General features: G+C 64.9%; 16 protein-coding genes. 8 read left to right on the forward strand and 8 right to left on the reverse strand.

Features of this window, described 5'->3' with window-relative positions:
- The first annotated feature begins 7 nt into the window (after nucleotides 1–7).
- Genes ACN9MU_RS16265 through ACN9MU_RS16280 form a run of 4 tightly spaced genes read left to right on the forward strand, consistent with a single transcriptional unit; the run spans nucleotide 8 to nucleotide 5,030 of the window.
- On the forward strand, nucleotides 8–2,185 hold the full coding sequence (locus ACN9MU_RS16265) for an 8-amino-7-oxononanoate synthase (RefSeq protein WP_426161390.1): 2,178 nt from the start codon (nucleotides 8–10) through the stop codon (nucleotides 2,183–2,185).
- 7 nt (nucleotides 2,186–2,192) lie between these two features.
- Complete coding sequence (locus ACN9MU_RS16270) at nucleotides 2,193–3,230, forward strand: aminotransferase class I/II-fold pyridoxal phosphate-dependent enzyme (RefSeq protein ID WP_426317889.1); 1,038 nt, start codon at nucleotides 2,193–2,195, stop codon at nucleotides 3,228–3,230.
- On the forward strand, nucleotides 3,223–4,305 hold the full coding sequence (locus tag ACN9MU_RS16275) for a hypothetical protein (protein WP_426161392.1): 1,083 nt from the start codon (nucleotides 3,223–3,225) through the stop codon (nucleotides 4,303–4,305). Before ACN9MU_RS16270 ends, ACN9MU_RS16275 begins: the two co-directional genes overlap by 8 nt.
- Nucleotides 4,302–5,030: an amidohydrolase family protein gene (locus tag ACN9MU_RS16280; protein ID WP_426161393.1), complete on the forward strand. Its 729-nt coding sequence runs from the start codon at nucleotides 4,302–4,304 to the stop codon at nucleotides 5,028–5,030. The genes ACN9MU_RS16275 and ACN9MU_RS16280 overlap by 4 nt, the downstream gene beginning before the upstream one ends.
- Here the strand turns inward: ACN9MU_RS16280 and ACN9MU_RS16285 are convergent.
- The 4 genes from ACN9MU_RS16285 to ACN9MU_RS16300 form a co-directional block, all read right to left on the reverse strand.
- Nucleotides 5,027–6,364: a sigma 54-interacting transcriptional regulator gene (locus ACN9MU_RS16285; protein ID WP_426161394.1), complete on the reverse strand. Its 1,338-nt coding sequence runs from the start codon at nucleotides 6,362–6,364 to the stop codon at nucleotides 5,027–5,029. The two genes, ACN9MU_RS16280 and ACN9MU_RS16285, sit on opposite strands and share 4 nt — an antisense overlap.
- 114 nt (nucleotides 6,365–6,478) lie before the next feature.
- Nucleotides 6,479–8,734, reverse strand: a complete 2,256-nt coding sequence (locus ACN9MU_RS16290; RefSeq protein ID WP_426161395.1) for an Orn/Lys/Arg decarboxylase N-terminal domain-containing protein — start codon at nucleotides 8,732–8,734, stop codon at nucleotides 6,479–6,481.
- An 83-nt stretch (nucleotides 8,735–8,817) separates the two neighbouring features.
- Entirely contained in the window at nucleotides 8,818–9,381 is a 564-nt protein-coding gene (locus tag ACN9MU_RS16295; RefSeq protein WP_426161396.1) for a DUF4337 domain-containing protein, read from the reverse strand.
- 2 nt (nucleotides 9,382–9,383) lie between these two features.
- Entirely contained in the window at nucleotides 9,384–9,866 is a 483-nt protein-coding gene (locus ACN9MU_RS16300) for a dihydrofolate reductase (protein ID WP_426161397.1), read from the reverse strand.
- Nucleotides 9,867–10,080: 214 nt separating this feature from the next.
- Here ACN9MU_RS16300 and carA point away from each other — a divergent pair, with 214 nt between their 5' ends.
- From carA to ACN9MU_RS16320, 4 genes are read left to right on the forward strand one after another with little or no spacing between them, the layout of a single operon-like run.
- Nucleotides 10,081–11,238, forward strand: coding sequence for a glutamine-hydrolyzing carbamoyl-phosphate synthase small subunit (gene carA, locus ACN9MU_RS16305; RefSeq protein ID WP_426317890.1), 1,158 nt, complete (start codon nucleotides 10,081–10,083; stop codon nucleotides 11,236–11,238).
- Nucleotides 11,231–15,049, forward strand: a complete 3,819-nt coding sequence (gene carB, locus ACN9MU_RS16310; RefSeq protein WP_426343065.1) for a carbamoyl-phosphate synthase large subunit — start codon at nucleotides 11,231–11,233, stop codon at nucleotides 15,047–15,049. Before carA ends, carB begins: the two co-directional genes overlap by 8 nt.
- A 3-nt stretch (nucleotides 15,050–15,052) precedes the next feature.
- Nucleotides 15,053–16,786, forward strand: coding sequence for a methyl-accepting chemotaxis protein (locus tag ACN9MU_RS16315; RefSeq protein ID WP_426343066.1), 1,734 nt, complete (start codon nucleotides 15,053–15,055; stop codon nucleotides 16,784–16,786).
- A 13-nt stretch (nucleotides 16,787–16,799) separates the two neighbouring features.
- Nucleotides 16,800–18,326 (forward strand): M48 family metallopeptidase, encoded by a 1,527-nt coding sequence (locus tag ACN9MU_RS16320; protein WP_426161401.1) that lies wholly within the window; start codon nucleotides 16,800–16,802, stop codon nucleotides 18,324–18,326.
- Here ACN9MU_RS16320 and ACN9MU_RS16325 read toward each other — a convergent pair.
- From ACN9MU_RS16325 to ACN9MU_RS16340, 4 genes are read right to left on the reverse strand one after another with little or no spacing between them, the layout of a single operon-like run.
- Nucleotides 18,323–19,294, reverse strand: a complete 972-nt coding sequence (locus tag ACN9MU_RS16325; protein ID WP_426317894.1) for a thymidylate synthase — start codon at nucleotides 19,292–19,294, stop codon at nucleotides 18,323–18,325. The two genes, ACN9MU_RS16320 and ACN9MU_RS16325, sit on opposite strands and share 4 nt — an antisense overlap.
- 12 nt (nucleotides 19,295–19,306) lie before the next feature.
- On the reverse strand, nucleotides 19,307–20,857 hold the full coding sequence (locus ACN9MU_RS16330) for a DEAD/DEAH box helicase (protein ID WP_426343067.1): 1,551 nt from the start codon (nucleotides 20,855–20,857) through the stop codon (nucleotides 19,307–19,309).
- Entirely contained in the window at nucleotides 20,854–21,933 is a 1,080-nt protein-coding gene (locus ACN9MU_RS16335) for a threonine aldolase family protein (RefSeq protein ID WP_426317896.1), read from the reverse strand. The genes ACN9MU_RS16330 and ACN9MU_RS16335 overlap by 4 nt, the downstream gene beginning before the upstream one ends.
- A gap of 8 nt (nucleotides 21,934–21,941) precedes the next feature.
- Nucleotides 21,942–23,759: an ABC transporter transmembrane domain-containing protein gene (locus ACN9MU_RS16340; protein ID WP_426317897.1), complete on the reverse strand. Its 1,818-nt coding sequence runs from the start codon at nucleotides 23,757–23,759 to the stop codon at nucleotides 21,942–21,944.
- Nucleotide 23,760: the final 1 nt, after the last annotated feature.

The raw sequence follows: 23,760 nt of genomic DNA on the forward strand, positions 1-23,760 counted from the left end.
TTCCATCATGACCAAAACGAGTGCGGCGGCCGCAGGAAAAAGCGGCAAAATCGATGTCAACGTGCGGGCCCGGATCTCGGACAATCGCTGGGTCCCGGTGGTGCATGCGCACCTGCTGCTGATGCAGCCTTCCGATGCGCAGGTGAAGCAGCTGCAATTGCTCAATGAGGACAAGGGCACGCCGGAAGAGGCGCGCAAGATGATGGCTGCCTGGCCCGTGCTGCGGCCGACCCATACCGGTCCGAATGGCCATGCGCGCTTCGACGGGCTGGAGATCGGCACCTACTACGTGGTCTTCAACAACGCCACCCCCTTCGACAAGGACTTCATGCGGTTCAACCGGGTCGACATCCTGGCCACCGACACGCGCGGCGAAACCGAATTCCTGCTGGACCCGCCATTCCGGCTCGAACCGGTCTTCTTTGCCAACGGCGACAACCAGGACCGGCCGCACGGATTGGTGGGCGATACTGTCTGGGTCTCGGTGGCGCACAGCGTGGCAGGACTGGGCAACCCGATGGAAGGCATGTATTACGTGCCGGAGCCGCCACTGCAAAGCCAGGCGCTGAAAGGCGTCAAGTCGAGCATGCGCCTGAACGCCACCGGCTCCACCGAGGTGGCGGTCAATGTCTACATGGCTGCGCTGGAGCCGGACGGCGTCACGCCGGACCCGAATGATGCCGCCCACTACCGCGCCTCGGAACCGATCATCGTCGACGAAGGCAGCGCGACCCAGGTGAGCGGCACGATCACCACCCAGGCGTCGCGTACGGAAGCGGAGTTCCGTCCCGTGCTTGCGCACTGGACCCTGATCCGCAACAGCGCCGATGCACTGTCATTCAATACGTACAAGCTGTTCATCGACCACCTGTTCTGCAACGATGCCGGCGGCGACGTGCCCGAGTTCGAGCGCAGCCGCTTCGACGAAAAGGAACGCGCATTCCGGCTGCTGGAGAAGCGGCGCACCCTGCCTTTCAGCGACTCGGATTCCTACCGTGTGCTGAAGGCCGCCACCGAAGCCTTCGTGATGGTGAACTGCGGCGTGCTGCGCACACCGTATGCGTTCCGGCCGCAGGAAGACGCCGATTACCTGGACCGGCGCGACCTGCCGGGGGACCGCAAGCTGGAGGATGAACTGGTCAAGCGCTACCTGACGTCGCTGGATCCGAAAACCCGCATCCTGCCTTACCTGGCGCTGATCCGCAGCAAGCTGCCGGACGTGCGCATCCACATGGACCACAAGGACCACCACGATGCCGAATTGTGCGCGGGCTTCATCCGTGACCGGCTGGTCAACCCCTGCATGATGGAGCTGATCTGGTCCTATTGGCAGGAAGAGGGCATGCTGGTGCAGACCATGAACGCGATCACGCGCCGCTTCCAGAACGTGCGCTCGCCGGCGCACGGCAACGGCCTCGACCCGCTGGCCAATATGGAAGTGGACATGCTGCGGCCCTTGAACAACCTGCTGTGGGGTTATGTACAGGATGAACAGCACCGCCTGAGCGTGGTGCGCCGCAATTACGAGTACGACCATCACTACGGCATCCACCTGGATGGAAGGGCGGTACGCGATTTCCGTCCGGCCGACAGCCGCTCCAAGTTCGTCGAGGCCTTCCACAACCTGCTGCGCCAGCTGATGCCGTTCTACCGCCAGGACGACGACACCACCGTCAAGGCCGACGCCTTCCCGATCCTGAATGCGCTGAAGGAAGTGCACCTGATCCTGTCGCAGGGCGCGCACAACCAGTTCGGCGACCTGCCGTCCACCGCGCGCATCGAAATGCTGATGCAGCAATGGATGCTGGCGCGTCCGGAATTCCGCGAATTCCTGCCGACGCGGCTGATGGTGGCGCATCCCGAACCGTGGATGGACCGCGTCGATGCAATGAAGAAGGTGCAGGGCTGGAGCGACACCAGCATCGCCCATTTCCGCGACCTGGCCATGTTCGGCGAACAGTTGCTGCTGTCGATCCGCTATACCCACTGGAGCGACGTGTACGACCCCACCGAGGCGTTTGCGTGGGCCCGCTTCTGGCGTCCGCAGGCGCAGGGCTATATGCACGCCTACCGTGCGGTGACAGGTGTCGACCTGACCTCGGAAGTCGCCAACCCCAAACTGGAAGCAACCATGCCGTCGGTGCTGCTGCGGCAGCGGCTGGAGGCCATGCCGCGCTCGGCGTGAGGCGGCGGTGCGCACCGACTTCACCAGTGCGCTGTACCTGGGCATGCGGCATGCCGCGCAGACGCTGCCTGCCTGGGACGAGCTGACTTTGGGAAAGCCGGCGGCGCTGGAGCCGGTGCCGGGCGAGACGGAACTGGGCGCCAGCCTGGCGCGCCTGATGGACTGCGAGGCCGCCTGCCTGCTGACTTCCAGCCTGCACCTGTTCTGGGACCTGTTCGGCTGGCTGGCGCCGGCACGGGTGGCGCTGCTGGTCGACAGCGCGGCATATCCGGTGGCACGCTGGGGCGCCGAGCGCGCGAGCGCACAGGGCGTGCCGCTGCAATGCTTCAGCCACTGCAATGCGGCCCAGGCCGCGGCGCTTGGGCGGCGCTGGCGCGAAGCAGGGCGCAGGCCGGTGATCCTGTCGGATGGCTATACGCCGGGCGATGCCGCCGCACCGCCGCTGGCGGCGTATGCCGACATCGCCGATGCATACGGCGGCTTGCTGCTGCTGGACGACACCCAGGCGCTTGGCGTCGCCGGCCTGGATGGGGGCGGATCGGTGGCCGAGCATGGCCTTGGCGGCGCACCGGTACTGGTGGGCGCCTCGATGGCCAAGGGCTTTGGCGCGCCGCTGGCGGTGCTGGCGGGGCCGCGCAAGCTGCTCGGCGGCTTCTTGTCAGCCAGCGAAACGCGGGTCCATTGCAGCCCGCCTTCGGTGGCGGCGATTGCAGCCGGCCGCTGTGCGCTGGACGCCAACCGCCGGTTGGGCCGGGCCTTGCGCGAGCGGCTGCGCGAGCGGATTGCGCAATTGCAGGCGAACCTGGCCGGTTTCGGGATCGCCTGCATGGGAGGCGATTTCCCGGTCCAGCGAATCGCGCTGCCGCCCTTGTGCGATGGCGAGGCGTTACGCAGCGAGCTTTCGCTGGCAGGTATTGAAGTGCTGTTGCAGGGGACACCGGCAAGGCAGGTCCTGACGTTGCTGCTGCGGGCTGACCACAGCGCACAGGAAGTCGCCTATGCCGCCCGCTCGATCGGACAACTGATGGAGGTGCTGCATGTTTGAGACAATGGAATTCGAATGGCGGCCCAAAGGCGGCCGCTCAATGGGTCGGGGCCGCACCCGTCCCGCCCGCAAAGTCCGCCCGGCGCCCGTGGTTGGCGGGGCCTGGCCTTACCGCGTGCCGGTATTCGAGCCGCTGCCGCTGCTCGAACCGCCAGCGGGCGACGAACCTGGTCCCGATGAAGGAGACGGCGACGGTGAAGTGCCGCCGACCATCGCTGCGGCTGTGGGGCGGATGCCGCCCGCCCTGCAGCCTGCCTATGCGCTCGTCGCTCCGCTCGATCGGGCGCCCAGCGACCCGCGCACGCACGGGCCGGGGCTGTACTACCTTGAATTCACGGTCAACGGCCAGCGCCGGGGCTATAGCGGACAGGCGCGCCACATGGGCCAGCGCCTGGCGCAACACCGGATCTGCGCGGGCATGATGGGCATCCGGCCATCCGAAGTCAGCGTGTATGTCGCGGCCAACCTGGCGGACGATGCGGACCGCCGCCGGCGCGAACGGACCCTGCACGACACGATGTTCAGGCACCACCAGGGCGTGCTGACCAACCAGCGCCGCGAACTGGAGTTCGAGGTGCTGGGCGAGGAGCACGAAGCGCCCTGCGGCTGCAAGCGCTGCCAGCATGGTCCGTTCAGCTCCGAGCAGGAAATGGAACTGGCGATGGAACTGCTCGGCGTGCAGAGCGAGGAGGAGATGGAGCAATTCCTGGGCAAGATGTTCAAGGGCGTCTGGAACGGCATCAAGAAAGTGGCGAAGCCCTTGGGCGGCATCCTGAAAGGGATCGCGAAAAAGGCCTTGCCCTTTGTCGGCGGTGCGCTCGGCTCCTTCATTCCGATTCCGGGCGTCGGCACGGCCCTGGGCCGCGCGCTGGGCGGGGCGCTGAGCAATGCCCTGGAAATGGAAATGCAGGAGATGCCGGAAGTGGACCGCGAGCTGGAAATGGCGCGCCGTTTCGTGCGCATTGCCGGCAGCGCCGCGCAGGCTGCCGGCGACAGCGATGGCAGCCCGCAAGCGGTCCGGCGCGCCGTGCTCGATGCCTTGCGGTCCCATGCCCCGCAGTTCGGCAAGTCATGATCATCGACTGCCATTGCCACGCAGGCCCCGGCGACGGCTTGACCGGCCCCTGGGACAGCGACGCCGCGCTGGGCCGCTACGCCCGGCGCGCGCGTGAAGCCGGCATCGATCGCACGGTGCTGCTGGCCGCCTTCCATTCCGATTACGGCGCCGCCAATGCCGGCGTGGCGCGCCTGGTGGCGGCGCACCCGGAACGCTACCTCGCCTTTGCCTTCGTGCACGCCCGTCGCGATGCCGGGCGGATTGCAGCGCTGGTACGCAAGGCGGTGGAGGAATACGGATTCGTCGGCATCAAGCTGCACCGGCATGACGCCCCGATCACGGGCGAGGTCTGCGAGGTGGCGCGGCACTTCGGGCTTCCGGTGCTGTACGACCCGGTCGGCGTGACTTCGGTGGCCGAACTGCTGGCAGGACAATATCCCGACGTGAACTTCATCTTGCCCCACCTTGGCAGCTTTGCCGACGACTGGGCGGCGCAACTGGCGCTGATCGACCACCTGGCGCGCCATCGCAACATCTACACCGACAGCGCCGGCGTGCGCCGCTTCGACCTGCTGGAGCAGGCGATCCGCCGCGCCGGCGCACACAAGGTCCTGTTCGGGACCGACGGGCCGTGGCTGCACCCCGGCGTGGAACTGGAAAAGATCCGCTTGCTGCGGCTGGGGGCAGGGGACGAAGGCCTGGTCCTGGGCGGCAACCTGCTGCGCCTCATCGGCCGCGGCTAGGCCGGCGCACTGCGTGCCTTGCGGCGCAATTGCAGCGTGCGGTCGGTCACGCCCAGGCGCAGGGCGGCGCGCTGGTTGTTGTCGCCCTCCTGCTGCAGCACCAGCTGGATGGCCGTGTCGGTAGCCGCCTGGCCGATGCGCGAGAGGCTGACGCCAAGGTCGACGGCGCGTCCAATGGCGTTGATGAAAGCCGCGTCGGGCCAGCAGGCGCCGCCCCCGGCGGGGCGTTCCTCGGGCGGCACATCGCCGATGGTGATCGGCCCGGGTCCGATATGGCGATGCCAGAGCCGCGCCACCGTCTGGCGCAGGTCGCGCACATTGCCGGGATAGCTGCGCGTAAGCAGGTATTGGCGCACGGCCGGATCGAGTTCGACATCCTGCCCGCCAAGCTGGCGCAGGAAGTGCTGCACCAGCGGCAGGATATCGCCTTGCCGTTCGCGCAGCGCCGGCGTCCGGCAGCGCCATGCGGCGATGCGGTAATACAGGTCGGCGCGAAAGGCGCCGCGCTGGACCTCCGCCTCCAGGTCGCGATTGGTGGCGCACACCAGGCGAAAGCGAGTCGGATGCCAGTCATTGCTGCCGACACGCCGGTATTGCTGTTCCTGGATGACGCGCAGGAGCTGCGCCTGTAGCGCCAGCGGCAATTCGCCCACTTCATCAAGGAACAATACGCCGCCGTTGGCTGCGGCAAAGGCGCCGTCGCGCGCGCTGTAGGCGCCAGTGAATGCGCCGCGTTCATGCCCGAACAATTCGCTGCCGGCCAGCTCCGGCGACAGCGTGGTGCAATCGACGACAGTGAGCGGCCCGGGGCCGCCATGCAGGCGATGTATGGCCTGGGCCAGCAAATCCTTGCCGGTGCCGGTCTCGCCGGTGATGAGGACCGGGGAATCGGTGAAGGCCGCCACTTCCACCAGGTTTTGCAGCATGCGCCGCCAGGGCGCGCTTTGCCCGACCAGGCAGGCGCGTATGCGGTCGGAAGACATGAGCTGGGCCACTTCGTGCCAGCGCTGCAGGCGGGCCAGTACCTGCGGCAGGATTGCCTCGCCAGTGCGCCACAGGATCAGGTCGGAAGCCCCGGCCGCCAGCACTTCCCACATGGCGTCGGCCGCCAGTTCGGCAGGTTCGCAGCAGATGGCCAGCATTTGCGGCGCGCCCGCCGCTTGCAGGTTGGCGGCCAGTTCGCCGTCCCACTGCCTGAACAGGAAAATGGAAGCGTCGCTTTCCTGCGGTGCTTCGATGAGGGATACGCCAGCGTCGGACAAGTCTGTCCGCAGCCTGTTGCTGGCATTTGCCGGCGCCTTCGCGGTCGCCAGGATGCAAGCTGAAAGCGCCATTTAGTCGCCCCTCCTGAAAGGACAGGACGTCAACTATAGTGCGAATTCAGGAAGCGTAGCGTTGAGCTTGCTCAATCGTGCGCCGCGGTGCGGCGCACGATCCACAGTGCAGATTTATTGCTTGACGCAGTCGACGAAGTAGTCTTTGCGGCCATTTACTTCGCGCTTCACGAGGCCGTGCACGTCGGTCTCGAAACCTGGGAAGCGTTCATTGAAGTCGCGCGCGAAACGCAGGTAGTCCACGATGGTCTTGTTGAAGCGCTCGCCCGGGATCAGCAGCGGAATGCCCGGCGGGTAAGGCGTCAGCAGGATCGACGTGATGCGGCCTTCCAGGTCGTCCAGCGCCACGCGCTCGATTTCGCGGTGCGCCATCTTGGCGAATGCGTCCGACGGCTTCATGGCAGGCACCATGTCCGACAGGTACATCTCGGTGGTCAGGCGCGCCACGTCGTAGGCCTTGTAGAAGTCGTGGATCTGCTGGCACAGGTCGCGCAGGCCCATTTGTTCGTAGCGCGGGTTGGCAGCCGAGAACTCCGGCAGGATGCGCCACATCGGGGCGTTCTTGTCGTAGTCGTCCTTGAACTGTTGCAGCGCGGTCAGCAGAGTGTTCCAGCGGCCTTTGGTGATGCCGATGGTGAACATGATGAAGAAGGAGTACAGGCCACACTTCTCGACGATCACCCCGTGTTCCGCCAGGTACTTGGTCACGATCGAGGCCGGGATGCCGGTCTCGCCGAACTGGCCGTCCAGCGACAGGCCCGGGTTGACGATGGTGGCCTTGATCGGGTCCAGCATGTTGAAGCCCGGCTTCAGGTCGCCGAAGCCGTGCCACTTCTTGCTCTCTTCGGTGAAGATCCAGTCTTCCTGCGAGCCGATGCCTTCTTCGGCGAAGCTGTCCGGGCCCCAGACCTTGAACCACCAGTCCTGGCCCCATTCCTCGTCGATCTTCTTCATCGCGCGGCGGAAGTCCAGCGCTTCCAGGATGGATTCTTCCACCAGGGCGGTGCCGCCCGGCGCTTCCATCATGGCCGCCGCCACGTCGCAGGAGGCGATGATCGAATACTGCGGCGAGGTCGAGGTGTGCATCAGGTAGGCCTCGTTGAAGGCATCCTTGTCCAGCTTCACGGTCTCGGAGTCGCGCACCAGAACCTGCGAAGCCTGGGACAGGCCGGCCAGCAGCTTGTGGGTCGACTGGGTCGAGAAGATCATCGACTCCTTGGCGCGCGGACGGTCCTTGCCGATCGCGTGCATGTTCTTGTAGAAGTCGTGGAAGGTGGCGTGCGGCAGCCAGGCTTCGTCGAAGTGCAGGGTGTCGATCTTGCCGTCCAACATTTCGCGCAGGGTTTCCACGTTGTAGACCACGCCGTCGTAGGTCGACTGCGTAATGGTCAGGATGCGCGGCTTCTTGTTGGCCGCAGCCTGGGCGAACGGGTTGTTGGCGATCTTGCGCTCGATGCTCTCCATCGAGAATTCTTCCAGCGGGATCGGGCCGATGATGCCCAGGTTGTTCCGGGTCGGCATCAGGAACACGGGGATCGCGCCGCACATGATGATCGAGTGCAGGATCGATTTGTGACAGTTGCGGTCCACCACGACGATGTCGCCCGGCGCCACGGTCGAATGCCACACCATCTTGTTGGAGGTGGAAGTGCCGTTGGTGACGAAGTAGGCGTGGTCGGCGTTGTAGATGCGGGCGGCGTTGCGCTCGGACGCGGCGACCGGGCCGGTGTGGTCCAGCAGCTGGCCCAGTTCCTCCACCGCGTTGCAGACGTCGGCGCGCAGCATGTTCTCGCCGAAGAACTGGTGGAACATCTGGCCGATCGGCGACTTCAGGAAGGCCACGCCGCCGGAGTGGCCAGGGCAGTGCCAGGAGTAGGAGCCGTCGTTCGCGTAGTGCACCAGGGCGCGGAAGAAGGGCGGCGCCAGGCTGTCCAGGTAGGACTTGGCTTCGCGGATGATGTGGCGCGCCACGAATTCCGGGGTGTCCTCGAACATGTGGATGAAGCCGTGCAGCTCGCGCAGGATATCGTTAGGGATATGGCGCGAAGTGCGGGTTTCGCCGTACAGGTAGATCGGGATGTCGGCGTTCTTGTGGCGGATCTCGGAAACGAAGGCGCGCAGGGAAGCCAGCGCGAAGTCGGTTTCTTCCGGGGTGCCGCCGCCGAACTCTTCGTCGTCGATCGACAGCACGAAGGCCGAGGCGCGCGACTGCTGCTGCGCAAACTGCGCCAGGTCGCCGTAGCTGGTCACACCCAGGACGTCCATGCCTTCGTTTTCCATCGCCGCGGCCAGGGCGCGAATACCCAGGCCGGACGTGTTCTCGGAACGGAAATCCTCGTCGATGATGACGATGGGGAAGCGGAATTTCATCGATGTTCTCCAGGCGCGACCAAGCGCCTCAAAAAAATAAGACCGGGAGTATCGCAGAAAACATTCCCCGGTGGTGGATTTTTTTACAGCATTGCCAGCACGCCGAGGCCAAGGCCTACCGCGGCCACGCCGTAGGTGGCATACATCAGCCATTTACGGTTGGTCAGCAGGGTGATTGCGGCCAGCGCAATAGCAATTTGTTCAGCCGTGGTAGCCAGCGCCCATTGGTGGTGCTTGTGCAGGGCATGGTCGGATTTATGGTCCCATTCGGCCGACTTGGCTTCCCACTCCTCGGCATCTTTCTTGATTGCCGACTTTTCTTCCTTGTAGCGCGCCACTTCCGCTTCGTAACGCTTCGGATCGACGTTCGGCAGGGTCATGGCCAGTTCGGCCAGGTTCTGCTTGGACGACTTGGCCTGGTAGTAGTTCCAGCGGTTGGACGCTTCGGTCTTGGCGATGGCCGCATTGTTCTTGAACAGGGCGGCATCGTTCTGCGTGGCCCCGCCCTGGTAGCCGAAGATGGCGCCCACGGTGGCCAGGATAGCCGTCGTCACGGCGATATTGCCGGAGAATTTGTCGTTGCTATGTGCTGCGTGTTCCACGGCGTGGTCGTGCGGGCCGTGGACGTGGAAACCGTGTCCGGACATGTTTAGTTCCTGCTAAAGCTAATGAATGAATAAGGCAGCCCGGCTGCCGAAACGTGATCCTCGCGCGCCACTTCCCGCCATTGGCCGGCAGCCAGCGCGGGGAAGAAGGCGTCGCACTCGTAGCTGCGGCCGATGCGGGTGATGACAAGCCTGTCAACCAGCGGCAAGGCTTGCTGGTAGACCTGCGCGCCGCCGATCACGAAAGCCTCGTCGGCGCCGGCGACCAGGGCCTGCGCTTCTTCCAGCGAGCCGACGCGTTCCACGCCCTCGTGCCGCCAATCGGCATTGCGGCTGATGACGATATTGCGGCGGTTGGGCAAAGGCCGGCCGATCGAATCGAAGGTCTTGCGGCCCATGATAATCGGATGGCCGGAAGTGAGGCGCTTGAAGTGCGCCAGGTCTTCCGGCAAGTGCCATGGAAGAGTGTTGTTGATACCTATGCCATTGCTGGAGTCAGTGGCAACGATGATGGTCAATTTTGTCATGGCCGACATTATATATCGGAGCACTTTGCACTTCGGTCACGTTGCGGAATTGCGCCACCGCAATTTATTTTCGCGCCCGAACAGGGCCTTGTGAAATTTGGATAGTTTTGGCGGGGGTGTGCCGGCGTATCGTAGCTTCCAGCGCGCTAGGAATTACTGCTGAGTAATTCTGTTTATTGGTTTTATAACGATATGGACCCCAGGAGAACCCCTGATGAAACACCCACTCAAGCATCCCAATGGGAATGCCGGGCGCGCTATTCTCGCATTGGCTGATGGCACCCTGTTCGAAGGCATCTCGATCGGTGCCAACGCGTCGACAGCCGGCGAAGTCGTATTCAATACCGCCATGAGCGGGTACCAGGAAATCCTGAGCGACCCAAGCTACAGCCGCCAGATTGTCACGCTGACCTATCCGCATATCGGCAACACGGGCGTCAACCGTGAAGACGGCGAAGCGCCGTTGATCCATGCGGCCGGCCTGGTGGTGAAGGACCTGCCTTTCATGGCCTCGAACTTCCGCAGCGAGCAGGACCTGTCGAGCTGGTTGACGGAGCAGGGCGTGGTGGCGATTGCAGGCATCGATACCCGCAAGCTGACCCGCATCCTGCGCGAGAAGGGCGCCCAGTCCGGCGCCATCATCGCCGGCGGCGCGGCGGAGGAAGCGCTGCGCCTGGCGCGCGAATTTCCGGGCCTGTCGGGCATGGACCTGGCGCAAACCGTCAGCACCGCCGCCCCTTATGAATGGACCGAGACCGAATGGATGCTGGGCCAGGGCCACGGCCGCCAGATGCAGCCGCGCTGCCACGTGGTCGCCTACGACTTCGGCGTGAAGGCGAATATCCTGCGCATGCTGGCCCAGCGCGGCTGCCGCGTCACGGTGCTGCCCGCGAAAGCCGGCGCCGCCGCCGCGCTGGCACTGAACCCGGACGGCATCTTCCTGTCGAACGGGCCGGGCGACCCGCAACCCTGCGATTACGCGATCGAAGCCGCGCGCGAACTGATCGAGCGCGGCGTGCCGACCTTCGGCATCTGCCTTGGGCACCAGATCATGGCGCTCGCTTCCGGCGCCCGCACCATGAAAATGAAATTCGGCCACCACGGCGCCAACCACCCCGTACAGGATATCGAAACCGGTCGCGTAATGATCACTTCCCAGAACCACGGCTTTGCCGTCGATCCCGATTCGCTGCCGAATAACTGCGCAGTCACGCATATTTCCCTGTTCGACGGTTCGTTGCAAGGCTTCCGCCGCACCGACAAGCCGGCGTTCTGCTTCCAGGGCCACCCCGAGGCGTCGCCCGGGCCGCACGACCTGGCGCCGCTGTTCGACCGTTTCGTGAGCATGATGGAGGGCGCACGCCATGGCTAAGCGTACCGACATCAAGCGCATCCTGATCATTGGCGCCGGCCCGATCGTGATCGGCCAGGCATGCGAATTCGATTATTCCGGCGCTCAGGCTTGCAAGGCCCTGCGCGAAGAAGGCTATGAAGTGGTGCTGGTCAACAGCAACCCGGCTACCATCATGACCGATCCGGGCATGGCCGACGTGACCTATATCGAGCCGATCACCTGGGAAACCGTGGCACGCATCATCGAGAAAGAGCGCCCGCAAGCCGTGCTGCCTACCATGGGCGGCCAGACCGCGCTGAATTGCGCGCTGGACCTGCATCGCCACGGCGTCCTGGAAAGCTTCAACGTGGAGCTGATCGGCGCCACGCCGGAAGCCATCGACCGCGCGGAGGACCGCGCCAAGTTCAAGGCAGCCATGGAGCGCATCGGCCTGCAGTCGGCCCGTTCCGGCATCGCCCACACCATGGCCGAAGCCTGGCAGGCGCAGGAACGCCTCGGCTTCCCGGTGATTATCCGTCCGTCCTTCACCATGGGCGGCAGCGGCGGCGGCATCGCCCGCAATGCCGATGAATTCACCGCCATCTGCCTGCGCGGCCTGGAGCTGTCGCCGACTTCCGAATTGCTGATCGAAGAATCGCTGATCGGCTGGAAGGAATTCGAGATGGAAGTGGTGCGCGACCGCAAGGACAACTGCATCATCGTCTGCTCGATCGAGAACCTGGACCCGATGGGCGTGCATACCGGCGATTCGATCACCGTAGCCCCGGCGCAGACCCTGACCGACAAGGAATACCAGATCATGCGCGACGCGTCGCTGAACGTGCTGCGCGAGATCGGCGTCGATACCGGCGGATCGAACGTGCAGTTCGCGGTCAACCCGCAAGACGGGCGCATGATCGTGATCGAGATGAACCCGCGCGTGTCGCGCTCCTCGGCGCTCGCTTCCAAGGCCACCGGCTTCCCGATCGCCCGCGTGGCCGCCAAGCTGGCGGTGGGCTTTACGCTGGACGAGCTGCAAAACGATATCACCGGCGGCGCCACCCCGGCTTCGTTCGAACCTGCGATCGACTACGTGGTCACCAAGATCCCGCGCTTCGCCTTCGAGAAATTCGCCGGCGCGAATGACCGCCTGACCACGCAGATGAAGTCCGTGGGCGAAGTGATGGCCATGGGGCGCACTTTCCAGGAATCGTTCCAGAAGGCGCTGCGCGGCCTGGATATCGGCGTGGACGGCCTGCAGCGCATCGCCACCGGCCGCGACGTGATCGAACAGGAACTGCGCCTGCCGGGCCCGCAACGCATCTGGTACGTCGGCGAAGCATTCGCGCAAGGCATGTCGCTGGCGGAGGTGAACCGCCTTTCCCATATCGACCCGTGGTTCCTGGCCCAGATCCATGACCTGGTGGAAGTCGAGGAATGGGTGGCTTCCCAGCAGCTGGGCGGTTTCGACCGCGACGTGCTGCGCCGCCTGAAACAGCAAGGCTTCAGCGACCGCCGCCTGGCGCACCTGCTGGGCGTGCATGAAGACGCGGTGCGCAAGCAGCGCCACGCCCAGGGCATCCGTCCGGTGTACAAGCGCGTCGACACCTGTGCCGGCGAGTTCGCGACCCGCACCGCCTATATGTATTCGACCTACGACGAGGAATGCGAGGCACAGCCGACCGGCGCTCGCAAGATCATGGTTCTGGGCGGGGGCCCGAACCGGATCGGCCAGGGCATCGAATTCGATTACTGCTGCGTGCATGCCGCGCTGGCGATGCGCGAGGATGGCTACGAGACCATCATGGTGAACTGCAACCCGGAAACCGTGTCGACTGATTACGATACCTCCGACCGCCTGTATTTCGAATCGTTGACGCTGGAGGACGTACTGGAAATCGTCGCCATCGAAAAGCCCGAAGGCGTGATCGTGCAGTACGGCGGCCAGACCCCGCTCAAACTGGCCCTGGCGCTGGAGGCGAACGGCGTGCCGATCATCGGCACCTCGCCCGACATGATCGACGCCGCCGAGGACCGCGAACGCTTCCAGAAACTGCTGTTCGAGCTGGACCTGCGCCAGCCTTCGAACCGCACCGCCCGCAACGAGCAGCAAGCCGTGGCCATGGCCGAGGAGATCGGCTACCCGCTGGTGGTGCGCCCATCGTACGTGCTGGGCGGCCGCGCCATGGAAATCGTGCACGAACGGGCCGACCTGGAGCGCTACATGCGCGAGGCGGTCAAGGTCTCGCACGACTCGCCGGTGCTGCTGGATCGCTTCCTGAACGATGCCATCGAGGTGGACGTGGACTGCGTCAGCGACGGCGCCGACGTGGTGATCGGCGGCGTGATGGAACACGTGGAACAGGCCGGCATCCACTCGGGCGATTCGGCCTGCAGCCTGCCTCCCTATTCGCTGTCCGAGGCCACCGTGGCCGAGATCAAGCGCCAGACCGTGCGCCTGGCGCGCGGCCTGAACGTGGTCGGCCTGATGAACGTGCAGTTCGCGGTGCAGCGCCAGAAAGCCGACGGCCGCATGCTGGACCGGATCTTCGTGCTGGAAGTGAATCCGCGCGCTTCGCGCACCGTACCGTTTGTATCGAAGGCGACCGGCGTGCAGCTGGCCAAGGTCGCAGCGCGCTGCATGGCCGGCCGTTCGCTCGCCGAGCAGGGCGTTACCGCGGAAGTGATTCCGCCTTATTACAGCGTCAAGGAGTCTGTATTGCCATTTGCGAAGTTCCCGGGCGTTGACACCATCCTTGGGCCGGAAATGAAATCCACCGGCGAAGTGATGGGGACCGGAACCACCTTCGGCGAGGCTTTCTTGAAGGCTGAACTGGGCGCCGGCGTGCGCATCCCGCTGGCGGGCTATGTCTATATGCGCGTGCGCAAGGCCGACCAGGCGCGCGCTGTCGCCTTGGCCCGCGAGCTGGCCGATGCCGGCTACCAGCTGTGCGCCAGCGAAGTGACTGCCGCAGTGCTGGAAGCAGGCGAGGTGCCCGTCAACACCATCGAGGACGAAACCCTGCTTGGCCTGCTGGCCCTGCGCGAGATCGCCATGGCCGTGGTCACGGTGGACGAGAAGCGCATCGCCATTGCGGCCACCCGCAGCCTGCGCACTGCGGCGCTGGCCTCGGGCACCGTGATGTTTACCACCATTGCAGCGGCCGAGGCAGCGGCGGAGGCGCGCAAGCACGCCGGCAACACCGCCGTGCGTTCGCTGCAGGAGCTGCATGCCATGGGCGGCAGCGAACGGCGCGAGGTGTCGCCGCCCGCGCCGCGTCCCGTGCCGGGCGCCGCGGACCTGGCAGCGGCAGCCTGGCAAATGCCGGAGCGCCGTGCGCAATCGCGCCAGCGCAGCGTCGGCGTGGAGCCGCTGAAAGTCTTCATCCGCCAGCCCTTCACGGAATCGGACGAACGCCAGCAGCGCATGATCGGTGAAATCATGCAGATGATCGACAGCGCCAACGGCCTGCCGCACGTCTTCGACTACCTCACCGGCTTGCAGGCCGAGAGCGCGGAAACCTTCCGCTCCTCGTTCGAGCGCAAGCAGGGCCTGCCTTTCACGCCGCAGAATTTCCGCCGCCACCGGCTTGCATTGCTGGACCAGGCGGACGTCATGGTCAACATCCGCGTCGGAATGAGCGAAAGCAGTGCGTTCGAGTTGAGCTATCACATATTCAGGGGCCGCCGAACGCCTATCCTGTTCCTGGTGTGGAAAGGCGCGCCGATCAAGACCACGCTGCTGCGCGAACTCGACGACCTGGTGGATATCACCTACATCGAGTTCGAGGAAGTCTCGGAGTTGCGTGGTCGTTTGCATCAGTTTTTCAAATGTTTGGTAAAGGAGTGAGCGATGTTCAATAATTTCAAGATCAAGACCCTGCTGGTTGGTGTGCTGGGTTTGCTGATTGGCCTGCTGGCGATTATTGGCGGCCTCGGAATCCTGAGCGCGGAGCGCTCGGTCGGACTGGTGAAAGACGTGACGGTTTCCAACCAGAAGAACATCGCGGAGCGCAACGCTATTCGCCTGGACATGGAAACGGGCCGCAGCCAGATCCTGCAGGCCTTGCAGCACAATCCTGAACTGGCCTGGAGCAAGCTGCACGACCACCCGCTGACCAACCACTTCAACATCGTCGACGAAGTCACGGCGCGCGTGAACAAGCGCTGGGAAGGCTACCTGGCCAGCATCAAGTTGCCGGAGGAGCGCAAGCTGGCCGAAGACTGGTTCGCCAAGAGCGACGGCCTGGGCGTTGAGCACGTCCGCGCCGCCACCGCCGCCGTCAAGGAAGGGCGCTGGGACGATGCGGAAACGGTGCTGATCAAGAAACTCAACCCGTCCTACCGCCTTGGCGACGGCGCACTGAAAGCGCTGTCCGAGCACGCCGACAAGCGCATCGAGGCCGATGCCGCCGCGGTCGCGGCCGGCCTGAGCCGCAACAGCACCACCGTCACCGTGGTCCTGGCCGGCGGCCTGGCGTTGAGCGTGTTCGCCGGCCTGGTGCTGCTGAAGGCGATTTCCGAACCGCTGGCGGAAGCCATGGACGTGGCGCACCGCGTCGCCGATGGCGACCTGAAAGGCCAGGCCACCAAGCATGCGGACAATGAATTCGGCGAATTGCTGCGCGCCCTGGACAAGATGCGCGACAACCTGGCCGCCATCGTGGCCGAAGTACGCGGCGGCAGCGACACGATCTCCAGCGCGTCGGCGCAGATCGCGGCCGGCAATATGGACTTGTCCGACCGCACCGGCGAACAGGCCGCCTCGCTGGAGGAAACCGCCTCCTCGATGGAAGAACTGACCAGCACCGTGCGCCAGAACGCCGACAATGCGCGCCAGGCCAACCAGCTTGCCGTTTCGGCATCATCGGTGGCGACCAAGGGCGGGGAAGTGGTTGAACAGGTGGTGGCGACCATGGGCTCGATCAACGAGTCGTCCAACAAGATCGTGGACATCATCGCGGTCATCGACGGTATCGCATTCCAGACCAATATCCTGGCCCTGAATGCGGCCGTGGAAGCTGCCCGGGCCGGCGAGCAGGGCCGCGGCTTCGCGGTGGTTGCCAGCGAGGTGCGCAACCTGGCGCAGCGTTCGGCCGCCGCCGCCAAGGAAATCAAGCAGTTGATCGACGATTCTGTTGGCAAAGTGGAAAGTGGCGCCAAGCTGGTCAACCAGGCCGGGCACACAATGAAGGAAATCGTGTCGAGCATTCAGCGCGTGACTGATATCATGGGGGAAATTACCAGTGCTACGCAGGAACAAACTGCCGGCCTGGAACAAATCCACCAGGCCATCACCGAGATGGATACAATCACCCAGCAGAACGTGGCGCTGGTGGAAGAGGCAGCTTCGGCGTCGACGGCCCTGCAAGACCAGGCCAACAGCCTGTCGAAAGTTGTCAGCGTGTTCCAGATCGACAGCGAGCGCCGCGAGCATCCTGCCGCCGTGCAGGCCCGCGCCGTGATCCAGGCAGTACGCACCAAGCCTGCATTGCTAGCCAAGGCCAAGCCGGTGCAGCGCGACGGCAAGGGAGCCGCATCGCGCAAGGTTGCCAATAGCGAGGTAGGAGACTGGGAAGAGTTTTAATGAAGGAGCATGATTGGAATACAAAGCGTTTGAGCACTTAGTCCGACGGCTGGAGCTGGATTCAAATTCCAGCCCGGAAGCCTTCCGCCGCAAGGTATTTGCCATCAGCCTGGCCGCCTATGCAACCCTGTTCGGGTTGCTGGCCGGGCTGCTTGCGTTATTCGCCATGCTGGTGCAATGGGCAATCGAGTCGCACCGTGCCTTTGCGATGATCAAGGCTGGCCTGGCCGGCCTGTTCCTCCTTTCCCTGATCTTTGTCATCCTGCGCGTGATGCTCATGCGGCTGGACCCGCCGACCGGGCGTGAACTGGTGCGCGATGAAGCGCCCAAGCTGTTCGATATCCTCGAAAAGCTGTACGGCAAGCTGAAAGGCCCGCGTATCGAGCACGTGCTGATTACAGACGAATACAATGCGGCGATCGTGCAGCATGCCCGATTCGGCATTTTCGGGGGCTACCGCAACTACCTGCTGGTTGGCCTGCCGTTCCTGCTCGGCTCTACGCCGAAGGAAATGCTGGCCGTGCTGGCCCACGAATACGGCCACCTGTGCGGCGACCACGCCAAAGGGTCCACCAGGATCTATCGCCAGCGCCGCCTGTTCGTCGCCATGTACCAGCACCTGGAGAGCAGTGCGGACGACAATGTCGTGAGCGCGGCGATCGTGCGCGCCCTGAAGCGCTTCTTCCCTTATTACAGCGCCTATACCTTCGTCCTGTCGCGCCAGGACGAATACGAGGCCGACCAGATCGCCGTCGACATGGCAGGCCACACGGCGACTTCCCAGATGCTGGTACGCGCCCGCCTGCTCGGCGACTGGATTGCCCGCGACTTCTGGCCCAGCATGTACGAGAACGCGGATCGGCTGGAGCGTCCGCCGTTCATGCCGTTCTCCTCCATGCGCCTGGCGATCAAGGCCAACTACGACGAATGGGCCACCAGGAAGGCGCTGGATGCCGCCTGGGCCACGCGTTCGGATCTTGACGACACCCATCCCTGCCTGCGCGAGCGGCTCGATGCCATCGAGATGGCGCCGGTCCTGCCGCCGCCGGTCGATACCTGCGCTGCGGACGTGATGCTGGCCTCCGGCGTCGGCAAGAAACTGGAAGCGGAGCTGGACCAGGATTGGTGGGACGTCAATTCGCGCGGCTGGGTTCACCGCTTCCGCCAGGTGCAGAATTCCCGTGTCCGCATCGGCGAGCTGTCGGCATCGCCGCTGTCGAAACTTTCGGTGCAGGATTTGCTGGAGCTGGCGTCGTTGAAGCTGGACTTCGAAGACACCGCGTCCGCCAAGCCGGCGCTGGTCGAATTGATGAAGCGCGGCGGCGGCCCGTATCCGCGCGCCTCGCTGATGTATGGACGCGTGCTGGTGGCCGAAGGCGACCGCCGTGGCGTCGACCACCTGCGCGAGGCCGCGCTGAATGAGCCGCGCCTGCTGGAGGAAGCCGCACAACGCGGCTACCAGTTCTTGCTGGAGAGGGACGGCGAAGCCGTTGCCAACCGCTGGTGGGGCAGCATCGTGCCCCAGGACGAACCGGCTTAAACGGCCATCGGCGCCGTCAGCGGCGCGTGGTGCTGGTAGCCTTCCAGCGTGAAGTCGGAAGGCTCGATCTTCTCCAGCCACTCCGGTTCGTACTTGCCGGTCTCGGCGAAAGCGGGTACGCGGCTATTGATGTGCAGTCGCGGCAGCGGCAGCGGCTCGCGCTTCAACTGCTCCTGCACCATGTCCATGTGGTTCTCGTAAATGTGCGCATCGCCGATAAAGTAGCTGAACCAGCGCGGCTGGTAGCCGGTCAGGCGGGCCACCAGGTGCAGCAGGGCGGCGCCTTCTGCGATATTGAAGGGCGTGCCCAGGCCGATATCGTTGCTGCGCACGTACAGGCACAGGGAGATCTCGCGCGTCGTGGCGTTCGGGATGAACTGGTACAGCAGGTGGCAGGCCGGCAGCGCCACCTGGTCCAGCACGGCCGGGTTCCAGCCGTGGAACAGGATGCGGCGGCTGGAGGGGTTGTTGACGATGGTGTCCAGGCATTCGCGCAACTGGTCGATGGCCTTGTACATCAACACTTTCTGCACGCCGTCTTCGTCCAGCGGGGCGACCTGGCGGAAGCCGTTGCGTTCTGCGTCCGCAATCTGCGCGGCGGCGGTGGCGTCCAGCACTTTGTAGCCCGGCCACTGGCGCCACTGCACGCCGTACACCGGGCCCAGGTCGTCAGTGCCGGTACGGTGCGGGTTGGCCAGCCATTGGGCGTTTTCATTGGCGTTCTGGTCCCACACCTTGCAGCCCAGGGCACGGAAGTCGGCGGCGCTGCGCGAGGCGCGCAGGAAGGCGCACAGCTCGCCAACCACCGATTTGAAGGCCAGCTTCTTGGTCGTCACGGCAGGGAAGCCGTCGTTCATGTCAAAGCGCATCATCGCGCCCGGCACGCTGAGGGTGCGGATGCCGGTGCGGTTGTCCTGCCAGCTTCCTTGTTCCAGCACGGTGCTGATCAATTCCTTGTACTGCTTCATGCGATTCTCCGTTTATCGTTTGTTGCCGCGGCCGCCGGGCTTGGAAGCTGCGCGGCCGGCGGCGCGTGCTGCCGACTTGGCGCCGCGCGTGGCGGTCACCACGACTTTGCCGCCGCCACTCGGGCCCACGGCGCCAGCGTCGCCGCGGTTTCCGTTAGCGCCCCTGCCGGCGCCGGGGCTTCCGGCGCGTGCGCCATAGATTGGTCCGCGCGAGCGTTCTTTTTCCTTTGGCGGCAGTTCTTCTTTCAGCCCGCCGAAACCGCCTGCCGGACGAGGGGTGTCATCGCGGGCTGGCTGCTGCTTGGCGGCCGCTCGCTGCGTGGGGCCGGTTGCCGTCCCTTTGGCCGGCCTGGTTGCGCCGCGGGCAGGCCTGGCGCCGGCGGTCCGTGATGCGGGCGCGCTCGGCGTGCCGGTCGAAGGCACGCGATGGTCCGCCTCGAAGCCCGCTTCTTCCTGACGCGGCAAGACCGCGCCTGTCAGCTTTTCGATTGCACGCAGCAGTTCGACTTCGTCGGCGCAAACGAGCGACACTGCCTCACCCTCGGCGCCGGCACGGCCGGTGCGGCCGATGCGGTGGACATAATCCTCGGCCACGGTCGGCAGGTCGAAATTGACCACCAGCGGCAGGGCTTCGATATCCAGGCCCCGGGCTGCAACGTCGGTCGCCACCAGGATCTGCACATCGTTGGCCTTGAAGCGCTTCAGCGCCTTGATGCGTGCCGGCTGCGGCTTGTCGCCATGGATTGAATCGGCCGGGATGCCTTGGCCCTGCAACAGGCCAAGCAACTGCTCGACACCCTTGCGTGTCTTGACGAAGACCAGGACCTGGCCCCAGCCCTCCTTGCGCAGCAGGTGCACGAACAGCTCCGGCTTGCTGCGCTTGTCGGTGGTGAACACCAGCTGGCGCACGGTGCGCGCTGCCGTGTTAGGAGCGCTGGCCTGGACGGTGAGCGGGTCGCGCAGCAACTGCCTGGCCATCGCCCGGATTGATTCCGGCATGGTGGCCGAGAACAGCAGGGTCTGGCGCTCGACCGGGAGTGCGGCAAACAGCAAATCCAGGTCGGCTGCAAAGCCCAGGTCCAGCATGCGGTCGGCTTCGTCCAGCACCAGGGCGGTCAACTGGCCGAACTCCAACGCACCTTTGCGATGGAGGTCGAGCAGGCGGCCGGGCGTGGCCACCAGCACATCCAGTCCCTTGCGCAGTTTTGCCAGCTGCGGCTCCATCGGCACGCCGCCATAGGCGACAGCGGAACGCAGCGGCAAGTTGAAGCCGTAGGTATGGAAGCTCTGGTACACCTGGTCGGCCAGTTCGCGCGTCGGAACCAGTACCAGGCAGCGCACATGGTTGGGGGCGGCCTGGCCGCCTTCCATGGCCAGGCGCTGCAGCAGGGGCAGCGCGAAAGCGGCGGTCTTGCCGGTACCGGTTTGCGCTGCGGCCAGCAGGTCGCGGCCTGCCAGGACTGCTGGAATGGCTTGTTTCTGAATTGGCGTCGGCGTCTTGTAGCCGATCGAATCGAGTGTGCGAAGGAGCCCGTCAATCAGGTCCAGCGAAGCAAAACTCATAGCGCGTCGCTCCATAAAGTGAGGGCGTGGCGGACTTGTTCGTCCGATAGTGCAAGCAGGTTATCGCCGACATACCATTCGGTATAGCTGGCGCCGGACAGTTGCGCGTGGGTTGCGCGGTTGAGCAGCCACACGCCATGCTGCGCAGCGATCTCGTTGCGGATCTGCAGCAGGCGGTCGCGCTCGACCGGCACATGGATATGCAACATGTTCGCATGCGGCCGCGCAGGATTGGCGCGCAGCCGGGGGTAGTCGCGCAAGGTGTCGTACAGCCATTGCGTACGGCGGAAATATTCGGGCATGGCCGCCAGCCGTGCATCGAACTCCATGGCAGCGCTGACCACGTAGGGCGTGCGGTGGATCACGTTGCCGCCCTGGCGGCGGAACCATTCCTGCGCACGGGCGATGAAGTCACGGCTGCCCAGCAGCATGGCGCCGCCCAGGCCGCCGATGCCCTTGTAAAGCGAAACGTAGACGCTATCGAAGCCCGCCGCCACCTCGGCCGGCGCTCGGCCGTAGCCGGCAGCAGCCTCCCACAGGCGCGCACCATCCATGTGCAAGTGGATGCCATGTTCGCGGCAGTGGGACTTGATCGCCGCCAGCTCGTCCCAGCGCGGCGACTGGCCGCCCAGTTCACGCGCCGGCAGTTCGAGCGCCACGGCTGCCAGCCGGTCGGGCACGGCCTGCAAATCTGCGAGCGTGAAGGGGCGGTGCAGGTCGCCCAGCTGGATGGCCTGGAAGTGGTCCAGCAGCTGGTGGTTGCTGCGTTCATGCTTGAAGATGTGCGCTGTCGGGTGCAGGCCCACCAGGCGGCTGCCGCGCTCCATGCAGGCCAGGCGCAGTGCCGTGACCTGGGTCATGGTGCCGGTGATGCAGAAGGCCGCGGCCTCGAAGCCCAGCAGCTCGGCGACTTTCTGCTCGAAAGACTGGATCAGTTCACCCTCGCCATACACGTCATGGGCGATGCCGTTGGCTTCGCACCAGGCGGACATGGCGCCAAAGACCTGCGCCGGCGAAGGCTGGCGATGGCCTGGCAGGATGGTGTGGCAACCCTGGCGCAGTTCGGCGTCGCTCACGTCGCGCCTCAATGGGTCACGTGGACATGGTGGAACTGCAGCGCCGCCAGGTTGGCGTAGATGCCGCCCAGCGCCACCAGCGACTGGTGGGTGCCGGTTTCGACGATCTTGCCGTCTTCCATGACGATGATGCGGTCGGCGCGCTGCACGGTGGCCAGGCGGTGCGCAATGATGATCGTGGTGCGGCCCACCATGGCTGCCTCGAGGGCGCCCTGCACCAGGCGTTCGGATTCGGCATCCAGGGCGCTGGTGGCTTCGTCGAGCAGCAGCAGCGGCGGGTTTTTCAGCAGGGCGCGGGCAATTGCAATGCGCTGGCGTTGGCCGCCGGACAGGCGCACGCCGCGCTCGCCCAGGAAGGACTTGTAGCCGTTAGGCAGGCGTTCGATAAATTCGTGGGCGGCAGCCAGGCGTGCGGCCTGGATCACTTCCTGGTCGGTTGCATCGGCACGGCCATAGCGGATGTTTTCCATCGCGTCGGCCGAGAAAATCACCGTATCCTGTGGAACGATGCCGATGGCGCCGCGCAGGGTATGCAGGTCCAGCAGGCGGATGTCGGTGCCGTCCAGGCGGATCGCGCCCGATTGCGGATCGTAGAATCGCAGCAGCATCTGGAACAGGGTGGTCTTGCCGGCGCCGGAGGGGCCAACCACGGCAACGGTTTCGCCCGGCTTGATATCGAGCGTCACGTGGTCCAGCGCCAGCGTGTCGGGGCGCGAAGGATAGCTGAACGATACCTCGGACAAGCTCAGGGCCGCGCCATTGGCGGCGCGCGGCGGCAGGGCTTGTGCTTGCGCCGGGTTCTGGATGTCGGAGCGCACGGCCAGCAATTCGAGCAGGCGCTCGGTCGCCCCGGCCGCGCGCTGGGCTTCTCCCATGACCTCTGACAGCGCGCCGATCGCGCCTGCGACGATGGAGGCGTACAGGATGAACTGGCCCAGGTCGCCGCCCGTCATGGTCCCCTCCAGCACCGCATGGGCGCCCAGCCACAGCACGAAAACGATGGTGCCGAATACCAGCACGATCGCCAGCATGGTCAGGAAAGCACGAGCCTGGATGCGGCGCATGGCGGTGCTGAACGCACCTTCGACGGAGCCGCCAAAGCGCTTCGCTTCCAGCCCTTCATGGGTAAAGGCTTGCACGGTCGGCATGGCATTCAGGATTTCGCCGGCCATGGCCGAAGCATCGGCCACGCGGTCCTGGGAGTCGCGCGACAGCTTGCGCACGCGGCGGCCAAACATCACGATCGGCAGCACGGTCAGCACCAGCAGGCCGATGATGATGGAGGACAGCTTGGGGCTGGTAATAAACAGCATCACCAGGCCGCCGAGGAAGAGCAGCACATTACGCAAGGCCATCGAAATGCTGGTGCCGACAACGCTCTGGATCAGGGTGGTGTCGGTGGTCAGGCGCGACAATACTTCGCCGGTCTTGGTGGTTTCGAAGAATTCGGGGCTTTGCTGAACCACGTGGGAATACACGGCGTTGCGGATGTCGGCGGTGACGCGTTCGCCGAGCCAGGACACGCTGTAGAAGCGCGCCGCCGTCGCCAGCGCCAAGACCGTAGCGACTGCGAACAGGGCCAGGAACACTTCGTTAACGTGGGTTGCGCTGCGCACGCCGGCATTGGCGCCGAAGCCCAGGTCGATCATCTGCTTGAAGGCGTAGGGGATCGCCAGCGTGGAGCCGGCAGCGACCACCAGCGCAATGCCGGCAATGACGAAGCGGTTGCGGTAAGGCTTGAGGAAGGGCAGCAGGCCCTTGAAGGCGGCCAGGCTGCCTTTCTTGAGTTCTCGGGCTTCAGGCTGGCCGTTGTCGGTGGTGCTCATT

The organism is Pseudoduganella sp. R-32 (assembly GCF_049913245.1).
Taxonomy (GTDB): Bacteria; Pseudomonadota; Gammaproteobacteria; order Burkholderiales; family Burkholderiaceae_D; genus Rugamonas.